This is a genomic window from Streptomyces sp. bgisy130 (assembly GCF_057708345.1).
Window position 1 is genome coordinate 48,473 of the sequence record NZ_JBYISA010000002.1, and the last position, 14,457, is coordinate 62,929.

At 72.2% G+C, this 14,457-nt stretch carries 13 protein-coding genes; 6 read left to right on the forward strand and 7 right to left on the reverse strand.

Going from position 1 to position 14,457, the window contains the following annotated elements:
* From AC3EUV_RS02965 to AC3EUV_RS02975, 3 genes are all read right to left on the reverse strand, one after another.
* Nucleotides 1-507 carry a DinB family protein gene (locus AC3EUV_RS02965; protein ID WP_432142614.1) on the reverse strand — a complete coding sequence of 169 codons (507 nt, stop codon included), beginning with the start codon at nucleotides 505-507 and terminating at the stop codon, nucleotides 1-3.
* 407 nt (nucleotides 508-914) lie between these two features.
* Nucleotides 915-1,106, reverse strand: a complete 192-nt coding sequence (locus tag AC3EUV_RS02970; protein WP_387237890.1) for a hypothetical protein — start codon at nucleotides 1,104-1,106, stop codon at nucleotides 915-917.
* Between the two features lie 124 nt (nucleotides 1,107-1,230).
* Nucleotides 1,231-3,639, reverse strand: a complete 2,409-nt coding sequence (locus AC3EUV_RS02975) for a SpoIIE family protein phosphatase (protein WP_435602078.1) — start codon at nucleotides 3,637-3,639, stop codon at nucleotides 1,231-1,233.
* A 151-nt stretch (nucleotides 3,640-3,790) separates the two neighbouring features.
* On the opposite strand from AC3EUV_RS02975, the gene AC3EUV_RS02980 reads away from it, so the two are divergent.
* Nucleotides 3,791-4,570, forward strand: a complete 780-nt coding sequence (locus AC3EUV_RS02980; RefSeq protein WP_432142616.1) for a VOC family protein — start codon at nucleotides 3,791-3,793, stop codon at nucleotides 4,568-4,570.
* Nucleotides 4,571-4,753: 183 nt separating this feature from the next.
* Here AC3EUV_RS02980 and AC3EUV_RS02985 read toward each other — a convergent pair whose 3' ends face one another.
* On the reverse strand, nucleotides 4,754-6,328 hold the full coding sequence (locus AC3EUV_RS02985; RefSeq protein WP_435602079.1) for a S1 family peptidase: 1,575 nt from the start codon (nucleotides 6,326-6,328) through the stop codon (nucleotides 4,754-4,756).
* Nucleotides 6,329-6,724: 396 nt separating this feature from the next.
* On the opposite strand from AC3EUV_RS02985, the gene tdh reads away from it, so the two are divergent.
* The 4 genes from tdh (at nucleotide 6,725) to AC3EUV_RS03005 (ending at nucleotide 11,580) form a co-directional block, all read left to right on the forward strand.
* Nucleotides 6,725-7,753, forward strand: a complete 1,029-nt coding sequence (gene tdh, locus AC3EUV_RS02990) for an L-threonine 3-dehydrogenase (protein WP_432142618.1) — start codon at nucleotides 6,725-6,727, stop codon at nucleotides 7,751-7,753.
* Between the two features lie 153 nt (nucleotides 7,754-7,906).
* On the forward strand, nucleotides 7,907-9,106 hold the full coding sequence (locus AC3EUV_RS02995; RefSeq protein WP_432142725.1) for a glycine C-acetyltransferase: 1,200 nt from the start codon (nucleotides 7,907-7,909) through the stop codon (nucleotides 9,104-9,106).
* 35 nt (nucleotides 9,107-9,141) lie between these two features.
* A complete protein-coding gene (locus AC3EUV_RS03000; RefSeq protein ID WP_386686135.1) occupies nucleotides 9,142-10,050 on the forward strand; it encodes a LysR family transcriptional regulator in 909 nt (302 codons plus the stop codon).
* A gap of 174 nt (nucleotides 10,051-10,224) precedes the next feature.
* On the forward strand, nucleotides 10,225-11,580 hold the full coding sequence (locus AC3EUV_RS03005) for a chloride channel protein (protein WP_435602080.1): 1,356 nt from the start codon (nucleotides 10,225-10,227) through the stop codon (nucleotides 11,578-11,580).
* Nucleotides 11,581-11,603: 23 nt separating this feature from the next.
* On the opposite strand, the gene AC3EUV_RS03010 is transcribed toward AC3EUV_RS03005, so the two are convergent.
* The 3 genes from AC3EUV_RS03010 to AC3EUV_RS03020 all read right to left on the reverse strand — a co-directional run bounded on the left by AC3EUV_RS03010 (nucleotide 11,604) and on the right by AC3EUV_RS03020 (nucleotide 13,976).
* Complete coding sequence (locus AC3EUV_RS03010; RefSeq protein WP_435602081.1) at nucleotides 11,604-12,272, reverse strand: formylglycine-generating enzyme family protein; 669 nt, start codon at nucleotides 12,270-12,272, stop codon at nucleotides 11,604-11,606.
* Between the two features lie 42 nt (nucleotides 12,273-12,314).
* Nucleotides 12,315-13,346 carry a PHP domain-containing protein gene (locus tag AC3EUV_RS03015; protein WP_435602082.1) on the reverse strand — a complete coding sequence of 344 codons (1,032 nt, stop codon included), beginning with the start codon at nucleotides 13,344-13,346 and terminating at the stop codon, nucleotides 12,315-12,317.
* A gap of 444 nt (nucleotides 13,347-13,790) precedes the next feature.
* Nucleotides 13,791-13,976 (reverse strand): hypothetical protein, encoded by a 186-nt coding sequence (locus AC3EUV_RS03020; protein ID WP_435602083.1) that lies wholly within the window; start codon nucleotides 13,974-13,976, stop codon nucleotides 13,791-13,793.
* A gap of 137 nt (nucleotides 13,977-14,113) precedes the next feature.
* On the opposite strand from AC3EUV_RS03020, the gene AC3EUV_RS03025 reads away from it, so the two are divergent.
* Nucleotides 14,114-14,329: a type A2 lantipeptide gene (locus AC3EUV_RS03025; RefSeq protein WP_432142624.1), complete on the forward strand. Its 216-nt coding sequence runs from the start codon at nucleotides 14,114-14,116 to the stop codon at nucleotides 14,327-14,329.
* The last annotated feature ends 128 nt before the right edge of the window (nucleotides 14,330-14,457 follow it).

The window sequence follows — 14,457 nt, forward strand, 5'->3', positions numbered from 1 at the left end:
TCAGGCGCCGACCGTGCCGTCGATGGCCTCGCGGAGGAAGTCCGCATGGCCGTTGTGGCGGGCGTACTCATGAATCAGGTGCAGCATCACCAGGCGCAGCGAGACATGCTCGCCCCAGCGGGGCTGGTAGCCGGTGACATCGAGCGAGGCGGCCTCCTGCTCGATGCGGCGGGCGTGCGCCACCTCCGTCTGCCAGGCGTCGAACGCCTCCGCGCCGTCGGCCGTGCTCGCGTCGTACGCCACCTGGAAGTCGCCCTCGGCCGACCAGACGAGCGGGATGTCCTCGCCGTTGATCACCCGGCGGAACCAGGTGCGTTCCACCTCGGCCATGTGCCGCACCAGCCCCAGCAGGGAGAGCGTGGAGGGCGGGCTCGACTGACGCCTGAGGTCCTCGTCGGACAGGCCCTCGGTCTTCATGGCGAGCGTGGCCCGGTGGAAGTCGAGACAGGAGCGCAGGGTCTCCCGCTCGCCGGCGCGCAGGAGCGGGGAGATGCGTTCGGTGGTCACGGAGGGTTCCTTTCCAGGCGAGCTCCCGTGGGCAGGGCTCGGCCGGTGTGGGGGCGAGGAGCTGAGAGGCGTCCTGGTCGTGGGAGCCGCCTTCGGGCGCGGGGGCCGGAGGAGGGCCGGCGGCCCGTGGAGAGCCTCTCGGAAGGATCCCCCTGAAGTTCTCCGGAGCGTGCCGGTGAGGCGGCGGTCGACGTGATCTTCCCGGGGGCCGCGGGGCGCCGCAAGGGGTTTTTACCGCGGTCGCACCGGATCGACGCTCAACTCCGCCTGCCAGACGGCCTGTTACCACGCGGACGACGGCAGCCGTACAGACGCCGACGGCCGGCTCCGCGGCGGGCGCGCACCAGCCCATCACCGCGGAACAGGCCGTCCTCCGTGCGCCCCGCCCGCTGCTCAGCCGGCAGTACTCAGGGCAGATACCGCTCGATCGCGCCGGGTCCCTCCTCAGCGATCAGACGCCTGGCCCATTCCAGGCTCTCGGGGGTGGGTTCGCGCCCGGACGCCTTTACCAGGTCCTCCGGGTCATAGGGCCGCTCGCTACCGGTGTACAGCTGAGTCGGCCGCCGCTCGGCCGCCTGCTCCCTGCCATTGGTCGTCACAGGGTCCTCCTCTGTCCGCGCCCGCCGAGTCGCCGGGACCTCGCTTGGTTCCATCATGGGACCCGCTCCGAACACCCGCACGATGTGCGCCGGGCCGGCCCCGGCCCCCGCGCCCGCCGGCCGGTCACCGGGCCGGCCGTGGAGCCCCGGAATAGTGCGGCGGAAACGCCTGCTCCGTCCAGATCGTCTTGCCGTACGGCGTGTAGCGGGTACCCCAGCGCTGCACCAGTTGCGCGATGATGAAGAGCCCCCGCCCGCCCTCGTCGTCGCTGGCGCTGTGCCGTAGGTGGGGCGAGGTATGGGCGGTGTCGGACACCTCGGTCAGCAGGGTCCGGTCGCGCAGCAGCCGCAGATGCAGCGGCCCCGCGGCATGCCGTACGGCATTGGTGACCAGCTCGCTGACCACGAGTTCGGTCGCGTAGGACAGCTCCGAGAGGCCCCACTCCCGCAGCTGCCCGGTGGCCAGCTCACGGGCCTTGCCCACCGCGGCCGGCTCCGCGGGCAGCTCCCAGGCCGCCACCTGCCGGGCATCCAGCTCGCGGGTGCGCACCAGCAGCAGCGCCGAGTCATCGGCCGCCGGACCGTCCGGCAGCAGCTCGGCCAGTGCATGGTCACACAGCTCGTCCAGCGGACGGCGGTGCTCGCCCAGCACCCCGCCGAGGATCCGCAGCCCCTCGTCCACATCCCGGTCACGGGCCTCGACCAGCCCGTTCGTGAACAGGGCCAGCAGACTGCCGACCGGCAGTTCGAGCTCCAGGGACTCGAACGGCAGGCCCCCAAGGCCCAGCGGCGGGCCCGCTGGCAGATCCGGGAAGGAGACCCCGCCCTCCGGGTCGACGACGGCCGGTGGCAGATGCCCCGCCCGCGCCATGGTGCAGCGCCGCGACACCGGGTCGTAGACCGCGTAGAGGCAGGTCACACCAGTGGCCACATCGTCCGTGCCGAGATCCGTGCCGACCGTGGCCGCCTGCTCCTCGGCGGTCTGCTCCACCAGGTCGTCCAGCCGGGCCAGCAGCTCGTCGGGAGCCAGGTCGAGCCGGGCCAGGGCGCGTACGGTCGTCCGCAGCCGCCCCATGGTCGCCGCCGCCTGGAGGCCGTGGCCCACCACGTCACCGACGACCAGGCCGACCCGGGTACCCGAGAGTCCGATGACGTCGAACCAGTCGCCGCCGACCCCGGCCCGGTCATCGCTGGGCAGATAGCGGTAGGCCAGATCGACCGCGGACGGGGACGCCAGATGCTGGGGCAGCAGATCGCGCTGGAGGGTCAGCGCGGCGGTGTGTTCCCGGGTGAAGCGGCGGGCGTTGTCCAGGCACACCGCCGTCCGGGTGACCAGCTCGTCGGCGAGTTCGATCTCCCCCTTGTCGAAGGGCGTCATCGGGGCGCTGCGCCGGAAGGTGACCAGTCCCATCGGGGTGCCGCCGGCCCGCAACGGCACGACGATGGTGTTCTCCTCGCGCACCATCCCGCCCGAGGAGAGGCTGCGGTACTGGAGCGAGCCGGGCGGGTACTCGACGCGGTGCGGACTGGACGGGGCGCTGTCCGCCCCCTCCTGGACGGAGCGGGAGGCGACCCGCACCAGCGTGGGCAGCACCCCGCCGGCCGGCTCCGGCTCGTCGCCGTTGAGTGCGGACTGCATCAGATCGACGGTGACGGTGGTCGCGAACTCCGGCACCGCCACCTCGCTGACCTCCCGGGCGGTGGCGGTCATATCGAGCGTGGTGCCGATCCGGGCGCCGGCCTCCACCAGCAGGTTCAGCCGGCGCTGCGCCTGATAGCGGCCGGTGATGTCGAAGGCGTCCTCGCACACCCCGAGCACCTGCCCATGGGTGTCCTGGAGCCGGTAATAGGAGCAGGACCAGACGTGATCGGGCCCTGGGTCGGAGGGCTGCTGGCCGACGAAGTGCAGATCGAGGATCGGCTCCCCGGTGTCGATGACATGGTGCATCACCGCGTCGAGCGTGCGCGGATACCCCTCGGTCACGAACTTGCCGTCCGGATACAGCTCATCGGCGCGGGCACCGAGGAACTCCCGCAACGGCAGCCCGACCTCCCGGATATAGGCGTTGTTCGCCCAGGTCAGCCGGAGGTCGGTGTCGTAGATGCCCAGGCCCACCGGGGACCGGGTGGCCAGCCCGTGCAGCATCGCCTGGCGGGACTCCCACATCCGGTGGGCCTCCAGTTCGGCCGCCACCAGGACCCGGGCCGGCTGGGGGCCGGGGCCTTCGGACACCTTGGCGAGCGGGCAGAACGCGGCCGCCATCCGCACCAGCCGGCCGTTCCGGTGCCGCACCGTGAGCGCTCGGCCGCCGCTCGGCGCGTCGTCCGGTACGTCTCCGTTCCTGACAGCGGGCGGAACCAGCCGCTCCAGGGGCTGCCCGACGATCTCCTCCGGCAGATAGCCGAGGAGCCGCCGGGCCGCCGGGCTCCAGCCGATGATCACGTCCTGGGCGTCCAGCACCGCGGTGGCCGCCCTGGCGACGTCGAGGGGACCACGGAAGTCGGCGCTCTCCGCCGCGTTCCATGCGTTCATGGCATCAGCCCAGCCCGGTTCGGTAACTACAGCATCGAGCCTGATCAAGACCGGCACAACCGCGCTGCCGCAGGGGGACGCGCCCTTGGTGCGGCCCCGCTCCGTCGCTGGCAGAGTGGGAAGGGGCGCTGAGCAACAGGAGGCAGATGTCATGTCGGCCCATGGGCCCGTCCCCGCGGTACGCGGCGCTCCGTGCTGGGTCAGCCTGATGGCCCGCGACCTGGAGGCGGCGCAGCAGTTCTACTCCGCGGTCCTGGGATGGCGGTTCCGCCCGGCCAGCCTCGGTGAGGAGTTCTGCATCGCGCTGGCCGGCGGCCAGCCGGTCGCCGGCATCGGTGCCCTTGCCCAGAGTTTCCAGGTCGCGGTGGCCTGGACCTCTTATTTCGCGGTGGAGAACGCCGACGAGACCGCCGACAGAATCCGCGAGCGCGGGGCGACCGTCGCCGTCGGCCCGCTCAAGCTCGGCCCCGGACGCGCCGCCCTCGCCGCCGACCCCGACGGCGCCACCTTCGGCTTCTGGGAGGGCCAGACCCTGGCCTGGTCGGTCGGCCGGGGCAACGCTCCCGCCTCGCTCGAACTGCGCACCCGTGACGCCTTCGCCGCCGCCATCTTCTACGCCGAGGTCCTCGGCTGGGCCACCGGGGAGCCGGGCGGCTGCGATGTGACCTACGAACACGACCAGGTGATCGTCAGCGACGGGACGCACGCCGTCGCCAGCCTGCACGGCGGTGGCGTCGAATCCGCCCCGGACCCGCGGGTGCGCCCCCGCTGGCACGTCCACTTCCCGGTCCGCGAGATCGAGAAGGTGACGGCCACCGCGGTGGCCGCCGGCGGAACCGTCACCCCCGTCACGCCGACCGCGGACGGCGAGGGCTGCCAGGCAGTCATCCGCGACCCCGACGGGGGGCTGTTCACGGTCACTTCGACCTGACGCCGACGGGCTCCGAACTGCCACCGGTCCTGGCCCTCCGCCCCTCCGCCCCCGTCAGCGGCCCTTCCGCTCCGAGGGCGGTCGCTATGGTTCCGCCGCACTCAGGGCTCGTCACGCTCACCGGCCCCGCTCTCCTTCGTCGTGGAAGGAGGCGGGGCCGGTCGCGCAGTTGGTTCCCGTCGGTCAGTTCAGGGCGTCACCGCCGCCCGCGCCGGGGTCCTGGGCACCCGCTCCGGGGTCCTGTGCGCCGGTACCGGGGTCCTCGGCGCCCGCACCCGGGTCGCCCGCTCCCGCACCGGCGTTGCCGGCCCCCGCGTTGCCGGCACCGGCGTTTCCCGCGCCGCCGCTTGCGGCGTTGCCGCCGCCCTTGCCGCCGCCCGCGCCGTTGCCGCCGGCCGCGCCGTCGTCGCCGCCTCCCGCACCGGCGTCGCCGCCACCGGCGCCGATCTCCGCGCCGGTGGCCTTGAGGGCGTCGGTGACCGGCTGGAAGAAGGTCTCACCGCCCGCGGTGCAGTCGCCGCTGCCGCCGGAGGTCAGCCCGACCGCCGAGTCGTCGGAGAACATCGCGCCGCCGCTGTCGCCGGGCTCCGCGCAGACGTCGGTCTGTATGAGGCCGTTGACGATGTCGCCGTTGCCGTAGTTGACCGTCGCGTCCAGGCCGGTGACGGTGCCGTCGTGCAGACCGGTGGTGCTGCCCGAGCGCTGCACCTTCATGCCGACGGCGGCCTCCGCGGCCTTGGTGATCTCCTGGGTGCTGCCATTGCCCAGGTCGACCGCGCTCTGCGGCTTCGCGGCGGTGTCGTCGTACTTGACCAGCGCGAAGTCGGTCTTCGGGAACTTGGAGTCGGCCACCGTGCCCAGCGGCTGGCTGCCGCCCTGGTCCGCGGTCCAGGTCTTGGAGTCGTTGCCGCAGTGACCGGCCGTCAGGAAGGCCGGGGCGCCCTTGACCGTGACGTTGAAGCCCAGCGAGCAGCGTGCGTTGCCGCCGAAGATGGCACTGCCGCCGATCGGCCCGGCTGCCTGCCCACCGTCTCCGGCACCACCGCCGTCGCCCGCACCACCGGCCGCGTCTCCCGCGCCACCTGCGGCGTCTCCGGCACCACCTGCCGCGTCTCCCGCGCCGCCCGCAGCGTCTCCGGCGCCACCTGCCGCGTCTCCGGCACCCCCCGCGGCGTCTCCGGCGCCACCCGCACCGCCCGCGGCGCTGCCGGCCGCGCCCCCCGCCGCGCTTCCCGCGTCCCCGCCGTCGTACCGCTTGAACTCACCCTGCGACCGCTTGACGGTCACCATGCCCTCGCCCATGCCGTTCGTGGTCTTGGAGAGGGTGGCCATCTTTGCGCCGGTGACGGTTCTGTCGGCGACCACCACGATCTTGTTGGTCTTCGGGTCGATCGACCAGGCCGTGCCGGGCACCGAGGCGTTGTCGCGCAGCGTCTGCGCACCCGACTTCAGCGCGGTCATGCTGTTGTGCACGACCTTGGCGACGGCGCCCTTGTCCCGGACGCTCCGGGCGTCGTCCTCTGACAGGACGTTCATGACCAGGTGGCCGTTCGAGCTGTCCAGGTACCAGCCCGCGCCGTTGTCCTTGAGGCCCGCCTTCAGGGATGTCGCCAGCTGGGTGGCGGAGTGGGCGCTGAACGTCTTGAGGGCCGCCGGCTTGTCCGTGCTCGCGTTGGCGTTGGGCAGCAGGATCGCTGCGGCCGCGACGGCGGCCACACCGGCGGTGGCGATGGCGCCGGTCCGCAGGCGCTTGTTCACATGTCGGTGGCTCAATTCACTGACCTCCAGGGACGCACAGGAACGGGGCACACGGGAGACCGCGGTGCGTCGCGTCAGCACCCGTGTGTGGTGCTCACCCAGTCCTACGTAGCCCCGTGCACCCCGGTCTCACGGCCACTCAAGCTGTGATGAATTCCGCCGCTTGCGGTGGCGAACGTTTACACTCCCGGCCTCCGCCGGAGCATGACCGCCCTCACGTCCCGGCGGCAGCGGGCGGCCGGAAGCCCGGTGCCGGTGGGGCGTAAAGGGCAGCTGTGACCGTGCTTAAGAAAACCTCGATGGACCGCGCGGCCGAGGTACGGAAGATTTCCCTGACGAAGATCGGGTGGCCGGGGCGGGCCCCCGGCAGGTCACGTACGTACGGGAGCCGCTGCGGTGAAGGCACTGGTCAAGGAGAAGACGGAGCCGGGTCTCTGGCTCATGGACGTGCCGGAGCCGGCCATCGGCCCGGGGGATGTGCTGATCAAGGTGCTGCGCACCGGCATCTGCGGCACGGATCTGCACATCCGGGCCTGGGACGGCTGGGCCCAGCAGGCCGTGGCGGCCCCGCTGACGATCGGCCACGAATTCGTCGGCGAGGTGGTGGAGACCGGCCGCGACGTGGCCGAGATCAAGGCCGGTGACCTGGTCAGCGGCGAGGGCCACCTGGTCTGCGGCAAGTGCCGCAACTGTCTGGCCGGCCGCCGCCATCTCTGCCGCGCCACGGTCGGCCTCGGCGTCGGCCGGGACGGTGCCTTCGCCGAGTACGTGGCGCTGCCCGCCACCAATGTCTGGGTGCACCGGGTCCCCGTGGACCTCGACATCGCCGCCGTCTTCGACCCGTTCGGCAACGCCGTGCACACCGCGCTGTCGTTCCCGCTGGTCGGCGAGGACGTGCTGATCACCGGCGCGGGCCCGATCGGCATCATGGCCGCGGCCGTCGCCCGGCACGCCGGGGCCCGCAATGTCATGATCACGGACGTCAGCGAGGAGCGCCTCGCGCTGGCCCGCAAGGTCGGTGTCAGCCTCGCCCTCAACGTCGCCGAGCAGACCATCGCCGACGGCCAGCGCCAACTGGGCCTGCGCGAGGGCTTCGACATCGGACTGGAGATGTCCGGCCGGCCCGAGGCGATGCGCGACATGATCACCAACATGACGCACGGTGGCCGGATCGCGATGCTCGGCCTGCCGTCCGAGCAGTTCCCCGTCGACTGGTCCCGGATCGTCACCTCCATGATCACGATCAAGGGCATCTACGGCCGGGAGATGTTCGAGACCTGGTACGCGATGTCCGTGCTGCTCGAAGGCGGTCTCGACCTGTCGCCCGTGATCACCGGGCGCTACTCCTACCAGGACTTCGACGCCGCCTTCGACGACGCCGCCAGCGGCCGCAGCGGCAAGATCATCCTCGACTGGACTGTGTGAATTTCTGGCTCGGTTCGCCTCCGGGGCGCCAGAGCCGGTGTCGAGAGACCGACCGTGCTCAGCCCTCCTCCGTCGGGCCTGCGCGCGCTCGGCCTCTCGACACCGGCGCGCCCCTTCGGCTCACTCGCCCACCGCACCCTCAAGGAGAAACCCATGCTCGACTCCGTACGCAACGAACTCCGCGGCACCCTCGAAGAGATCCGCGCCGCCGGTCTGCACAAGCCCGAGCGCGTCATCGGCACCCCGCAGTCCGCGACGGTCGCGGTCACCGCCGGCGGCAACCCCGGTGAGGTCCTCAACTTCTGCGCCAACAACTACCTCGGTCTCGCCGACCACCCCGAGGTCGTCGCGGCCGCCCACGAGGCGCTCGACCGCTGGGGCTACGGCCTCGCCTCGGTCCGCTTCATCTGCGGCACCCAGGAGGTCCACAAGGAGCTGGAGCAGCGGATCTCCGGCTTCCTGGGCCAGGAGGACACCATCCTCTACTCCTCGTGCTTCGACGCCAACGGCGGTGTCTTCGAGACCCTGCTCGGCCCGGACGACGCGGTGATCTCCGACGCCCTCAACCACGCGTCCATCATCGACGGCATCCGCCTGTGCAAGGCCCGCCGCTTCCGCTACGCCAACCGCGATCTGGCCGATCTGGAACGCCAGTTGAAGGAGGCGACCGCGGGCGGCGCCGGCCGCACCCTGATCGTCACCGACGGCGTGTTCTCCATGGACGGCTATGTGGCGCCGCTGCGGGAGATCTGCGATCTGGCCGACCAGTACGGCGCCATGGTGATGGTCGACGACTCGCACGCGGTCGGCTTCGTCGGCCCCGGCGGCCGCGGCACCCCTGAGCTGCACGGGGTCATGGACCGGGTCGACATCATCACCGGCACCCTCGGCAAGGCCCTCGGCGGCGCCTCCGGCGGCTATGTCGCGGCCCGCGCCGAGATCGTCGCCCTGCTGCGCCAGCGCTCGCGCCCGTACCTCTTCTCCAACTCGCTCGCCCCGGTGATCGCGGCCGCCTCGCTGAAGGTGCTCGACCTGCTGGAGTCGGCCGGTGACCTGCGCGAGCGGCTGCACGCCAACACCGCGCTGTTCCGCTCGCGGATGACCGAGGAGGGCTTCGACATCCTCCCCGGCGACCACGCCATCGCGCCCGTCATGATCGGTGACGCGGCCGAGGCGGCCCGGATGGCGGAGCTGCTGCTGGAGCGCGGCGTGTACGTCATCGGCTTCTCCTACCCCGTGGTCCCGCAGGGCCAGGCGCGGATCCGCGTCCAGCTCTCCGCCGCCCACTCCACCGAGGACGTCAACCGCGCGGTCGACGCCTTCATCGGTGCGAGGGCCGCGCTCGGGGGCTGACACGCCCGCGGGCCGCTTCCTGCGAGACTGGAAGCATGATCGAAGCACGACGGCTGCACATCCTCCGTGCGGTGGCCGACCACCGCACGGTCACCGCCGCGGCCGCCGCGCTCTATCTCACGCCCTCGGCGGTCTCCCAGCAGCTGGCCGCCCTGGAACAGGAGACCGGCCACCGTCTGGTGGAGCGCAGCGCCCGCGGCGTCCGGCTGACCGCCGCGGGCGACATCCTGCTCACCCACGCCAACGCCGTCCTGGCACAGCTGGAGCGCGCCGAGTCCGAGCTCGCCGCCTACGGCTCGGGCGAGGCGGGCACGGTGACCGTCGCGGCCTTCGCCACCGGCATCGGCCTGGTCGTCGCGCCCGCACTCACCGCCCTCGCCCGCACCGACCCCGGCATCCGGGTCCACGTCCAGGACGCCGAGGGCGACGCCAGCCTGCTGATGGTCCTCGACCGGCAGGTCGATGTGGCGGTGGCCGTCGAATACCGGGGCGCACCGGGCGCCGACGACCCGCGGCTCACCCGGGTCCCGCTCTACGCCGAGCCGTTCGACGCGGTCCTGCCGCCCGGCCACCGCCTCGCCGATACGGACCGGCTGGCGGTGGCCGATCTCGCCGGCGACCCCTGGATCGGCCCCTACCCCGGCAACCCCTGCCATGACGTGGTGGTCCTGGCCTGCGAATACGCCGGTTTCCAGCCGCGCCTGGAGCACACCTCCGACGACTTCCGCGCCGTCGTCGCGCTCGCCTCGGCCGCGGCGGGCGTGGCCCTCGTCCCCCGCTCGGCGCTGCGCGACATGGACCTCACGGGGGTGGTGGTCCGCCCCGTCGATGATGTGGCCCCCACCCGCCGGGTCTTCGCCGCGGTACGCCGGGGAGCCGAGGAACACCCGCTGTTCCGCCCGGTGCTCGCCGCCCTCCGGGAGGCGGCGGCCTCGCAGGGGTGAGGCAACTGCCGCGACGGCGGGCCGGACCCGCCGTGGCCGCCGGACCCGCCGTGCCCGCGTCGTGCCCCGCCCGGCCGCGCCCGAGGTGCCGCCCCGGACCGGCCATGGCAGGCTCGTCACCGCGGCGGCCCTGGCGGGCGCCGGAGCAGCCCCGGGTCCGAGGAGGCGAGGCGCATGTCGGTCGGCCCGGGCGGCCCGGTGGGCGGAGCGCCGACCACCGCGCCGCAGGACCCGTACGCACTGGTGCGCACCCGCGGATACCTCAAGCTCCTGCTGGTGTCCGGGGTGATCGGCTTTCCCATCTGCGCCGCCGCGTTCGGCTTTCTCGCGCTGGTCCACGAGCTGGAACCGCTGATCTACCACGACCTGCCGCGGGCGCTGGGCTTCGCCGGGACGCCGCTCTGGTGGCCGGTCCCGATGCTGGTGGTGGCCGGTCTCCTGGTCGGGCTGACTGTCCGTCATATGGGCGGCGGGGGCCATGAGCCGGCCGACGGGCTGGCGCTCAGCGGCGCGCCCCCGCTCTCCGCGCTCCCCGGTGTCGTCCTCGCGGCCCTGGCCTCCCTCAGCTTCGGCGTGGTGCTCGGCCCCGAGGCGCCGCTCATCGCCCTCGGCGGCGGTCTGGCCGTGGGCGCCGTACGGCTGCTGAAGCGGGGCCTGCCGGACCAGGCCGCCGCCGCGGTGGGCGCGGCGGGCAGCTTCGCGGCGATCAGTGCCCTGCTCGGCTCCCCGCTGCTGGGCGCGTTCCTGCTGATGGAGGTGTCGGGGCTGGGCGGTCCGATGCTGGGAATCGTCCTGGTGCCCGGCCTGCTGGCGTCCGGACTGGGGGCGCTGATCTTCACCGGGCTGGGGAACTGGACCGGGCTCGGTACGTTCTCCCTCACCCTGCACGACATCCCGGCGGCTTCCGTGCCCACGATCCCGGAGTTCGGCTGGGCCCTGGTCATCGGGCTGGCCGCCGGCTTCGCGGCGACCGGCGTACGGCGCCTCGCGCGGTACCTGAAGGGGCATGTCGTCCGGCACCGGGTACCGGCCACGATGGTGATGGGCCTCGTGGTGGGCGCCCTGGCGGTGGCGTTCGCCGCGGCCACCGGCAAACCCGCCTCCGAGATGCTCTATTCGGGCCAGTCGGCGCTGGGGTCGCTGTTCCGGGACAGCTCCGGCTACACGGTGGGCGCGCTGCTGCTCCTCCTCCTGTGCAAGGGCCTGGCGTACTGCGCGTCGCTGAGCGCCTTCCGGGGCGGCCCCATCTTCCCCGCGCTGTTCCTCGGTGCGGCCGGCGGTGTGGCGCTGTCCCACCTGCCCGGTCTGTCGCTCACCGCGGCCTTCGCGATGGGCGTCGGCGCGATGTGTGTGGGCATGCTCCGGCTGCCGATGACGTCGGTGCTGCTGGCCACGCTGCTGCTGGGGAAGAGCGGTCTGACGGTGATGCCGCTGGTGATCGTCGCCGTGGTCGTCGCGTATGTGGTGGTGCTGCGCCTCACGCCGGCCACCGCGCCGGACCTGCCGTCCGCCGCACCCCACCCCGCCTGACGACGCGGCAGCAGCCCCGCCCGTCAGAGGGAACGCGCGATACGGAAGCCCACGTCATCGATCCGGAAGGTCGGGTGGCTGCGGCGCCGCACCGAGGCCCGGCAGCTCCAGCGCTCGTCGAACCATCCGCCGCCGCGCAGCACCCGGTAGCTGCCGTAGACCTCGGCGTCGTAGACGTCCCAGCACCACTCCCACACATTGCCCAGCATGTCGGACAGGCCCCAGGCGTTGGGCTGCCGTTCGCCGACCTCGTGGATCCGCTCGTGCGAGTTGCCGCGGTGCCAGGCGATGTCGTCGAGCTGCCCGTACCGCGCCTCCGTCGTGCCGGCCCGGCAGGCGTGCTCCCATTCGGCCTCGGCCGGCAGCCGGTACCCGTCGGCGGAGGTGTCCCACTCGATCCGTTCGGCCTCGGTCTCCAGGCGGTACGCGGGCGCCAATCCCTCCTGCGCGGACAGGGCGTTGCAGAACCGGACCGCGTCCCACCACGAGACGCCCTCGACGGGGAGCCGGTCGCCCTGCGCGCTGCTCGGGCGCTCGCCGGTGACCTGGGCATACCGTTCCTGGGTGACCGGACACGGTGCGAGCTGAAAGGGCGCGAGCTCGACCGGCCAACTGCGCCGCGTCCGCCGGTCCGACAGCGTCACCCGTCCCTGCGGGACGGCGACCATCTCGTACTCCGTGCGCGTGTCCATGAGGAGGCGAGCGTACCGTGCCCGCGTCGGCCGGGAGCGGGGTCAGCGGTGCGGGGTCCGGCCCGTCCGGGTCCAGGTGGCCAACTGGCGCTCCGTCCAGGTGTTGATGACCCGCTCCGGCGGGACGCCGCACTCCTCGGCACGGGCACAGCCGTAGATCTGCCAGTCCAGTTGGCCCGGTGCGTGGGCGTCGCTGTCGATGGAGAACAGGGTCCCGGTCTCCAGCGCCAGGCGGAGCAGCCGGCGCGGCGGATCGAAGCGGTCGGGCCGGCAGTTGATCTCCACCGCGGTGTGGTGCTCGGCGCAGGCCGCGAACACCTCTCCGGCGTCGAACTGCGATTCCGGGCGCGGTCTGCCGGTGATCTGCCGCCCGGTGCAGTGACCGAGCACGTCCACCAGCGGATTGCGGACCGCGGCCAGCAGCCGCCGGGTCATCGGGCCCTTGTCCATCCGCAGTTTGGAGTGCACCGAGGCGACCACCACATCGAGCTGCTCCAGCAGCTCCGGCTCCTGGTCGAGTGAGCCGTCGTCGAGGATGTCGCACTCGATCCCGGTCAGCAGCCGGAACGGAGCCAGCCGCTCATTCACCTCCGCCACCAGCGTCAACTGCTGCCGCAGCCGCTCGGCGGTCAGTCCGCGGGCGACGGTGAGCCTGGGGGAGTGGTCGGTCAGCACACACCAGGTGTGGCCGAGGTCGCGGGCGGCCCGCGCCATCGTCTCGACCGGACTGCCGCCGTCCGACCAGTCCGAGTGCAGATGGCAGTCGCCGCGCAGCGCCTGACGCAGCCGCTGCCCCTGGTCCCCCTCGACCAGCGGGCCGCCCGCCTCCTCCTCAAGGTGTGTCAGATACTCCGGCCGCGCGCCCGCGAGCGCCTCCTCGATCACCCGGGTGGTCTTGGGCCCCAGCCCTTTGAGCCGCGCCAGCGAGCCGCTGCGGGCACGGGTGCGCAGCTCGTCGGCGGACCGTGCGCCGATCACCGTCGCGGCCGTACGGAACGCCTGGACGCGATAGGTCACCGCCCCCTGCCGCTCCAGCAGGAAGGCGATCCGCTCCAGCGCCTCCACGGGCTCCACGTACGGCTCCTTCCCGGGGCGCGGCCCCGCAGCGTCCTTCTCACGGTGCCCCACCCGTGGGGCGGCTGCCACCGGGCTGCCGGTGCAGTGGTGCCAATCGCCCATTACCGACGGGTCCGAAGGCGCTCCGTTATGCGGTTATGTCCGTTGTCCGGTTACTCGATCCGTTCCTGATCCGTTTCCGCAGAAATGACATACGGATAGCGCCGATGAGTCCATTCCATACGTTCAGCACCGCCAATAAGGGCCATGAACTCCGGGCGAATCGGGCGCACTTAATGCCCTTGCGGCATTCGGCGCGGTTCCCTCGGAAGCGTGTGCCGGAGTTGTCTGTCCGTATCGCGTCGAGGTGCCGTAAAAATTGGCGGTCTTCAAAGAATCTGCACACCGAATGTGCAGTCGGCACACGCTCTGTGGTGTCGCATTCCCACGCTGACCTGCGGCTCAGCGGTTTGGTGGCGGAATGTCCAGTTCGCCGAACGGACGCTTGCCGAGGTCCCGGAAAAGAAACCGGAGGAGATGTGAAGAAGCTGCCACCAAGTCATGGACGGGCGTGCACGTCAGGTATTTCGACAGGGTGATCTCGCCCGGATCGACGGCTGTCCGATTAGCAGTGCAACGTGCCTGCATGCTTTGATCCTTCGCACTGCGGGAGTCACCCCCCGGTTCCCGATTTCGGGAGCCCGACTGCCGCTGCCGCGACCGGGCCGACCCACCGGACGGTTCGGGCGCGGGTTTTTCGAGATATTCATCCGAAGGGAATCATCATGAACTCCACCCCCCAGGTTCAGACGCAGGAAATCTCCGACAGCGACCTGGACAACGTGTCCGGTGGCCTCGTCGGCGGCGCGCTCGCCGCTGCTGACTCCATCGCCCCGGTCTCGGGCACCGTCGGCACCGCCACCGGCCTGGTCGACGGTGTCGCCGGCACCGACACCGCGGGCGTCGTCGGCACCGCCACGGGCCTGGTCGCCGGTCTCTGAGCCCCTTCTGTGCCGCTGAGCGGCACAGCCGGCTTTGAACGGTGACAACGGCAGGTCGGCGCCCCCTCCTTGCCGACATGCCGGGCCGGCTGCCCCGGTCCGCCCGGACTCCATCCGGGCCCCCGGGG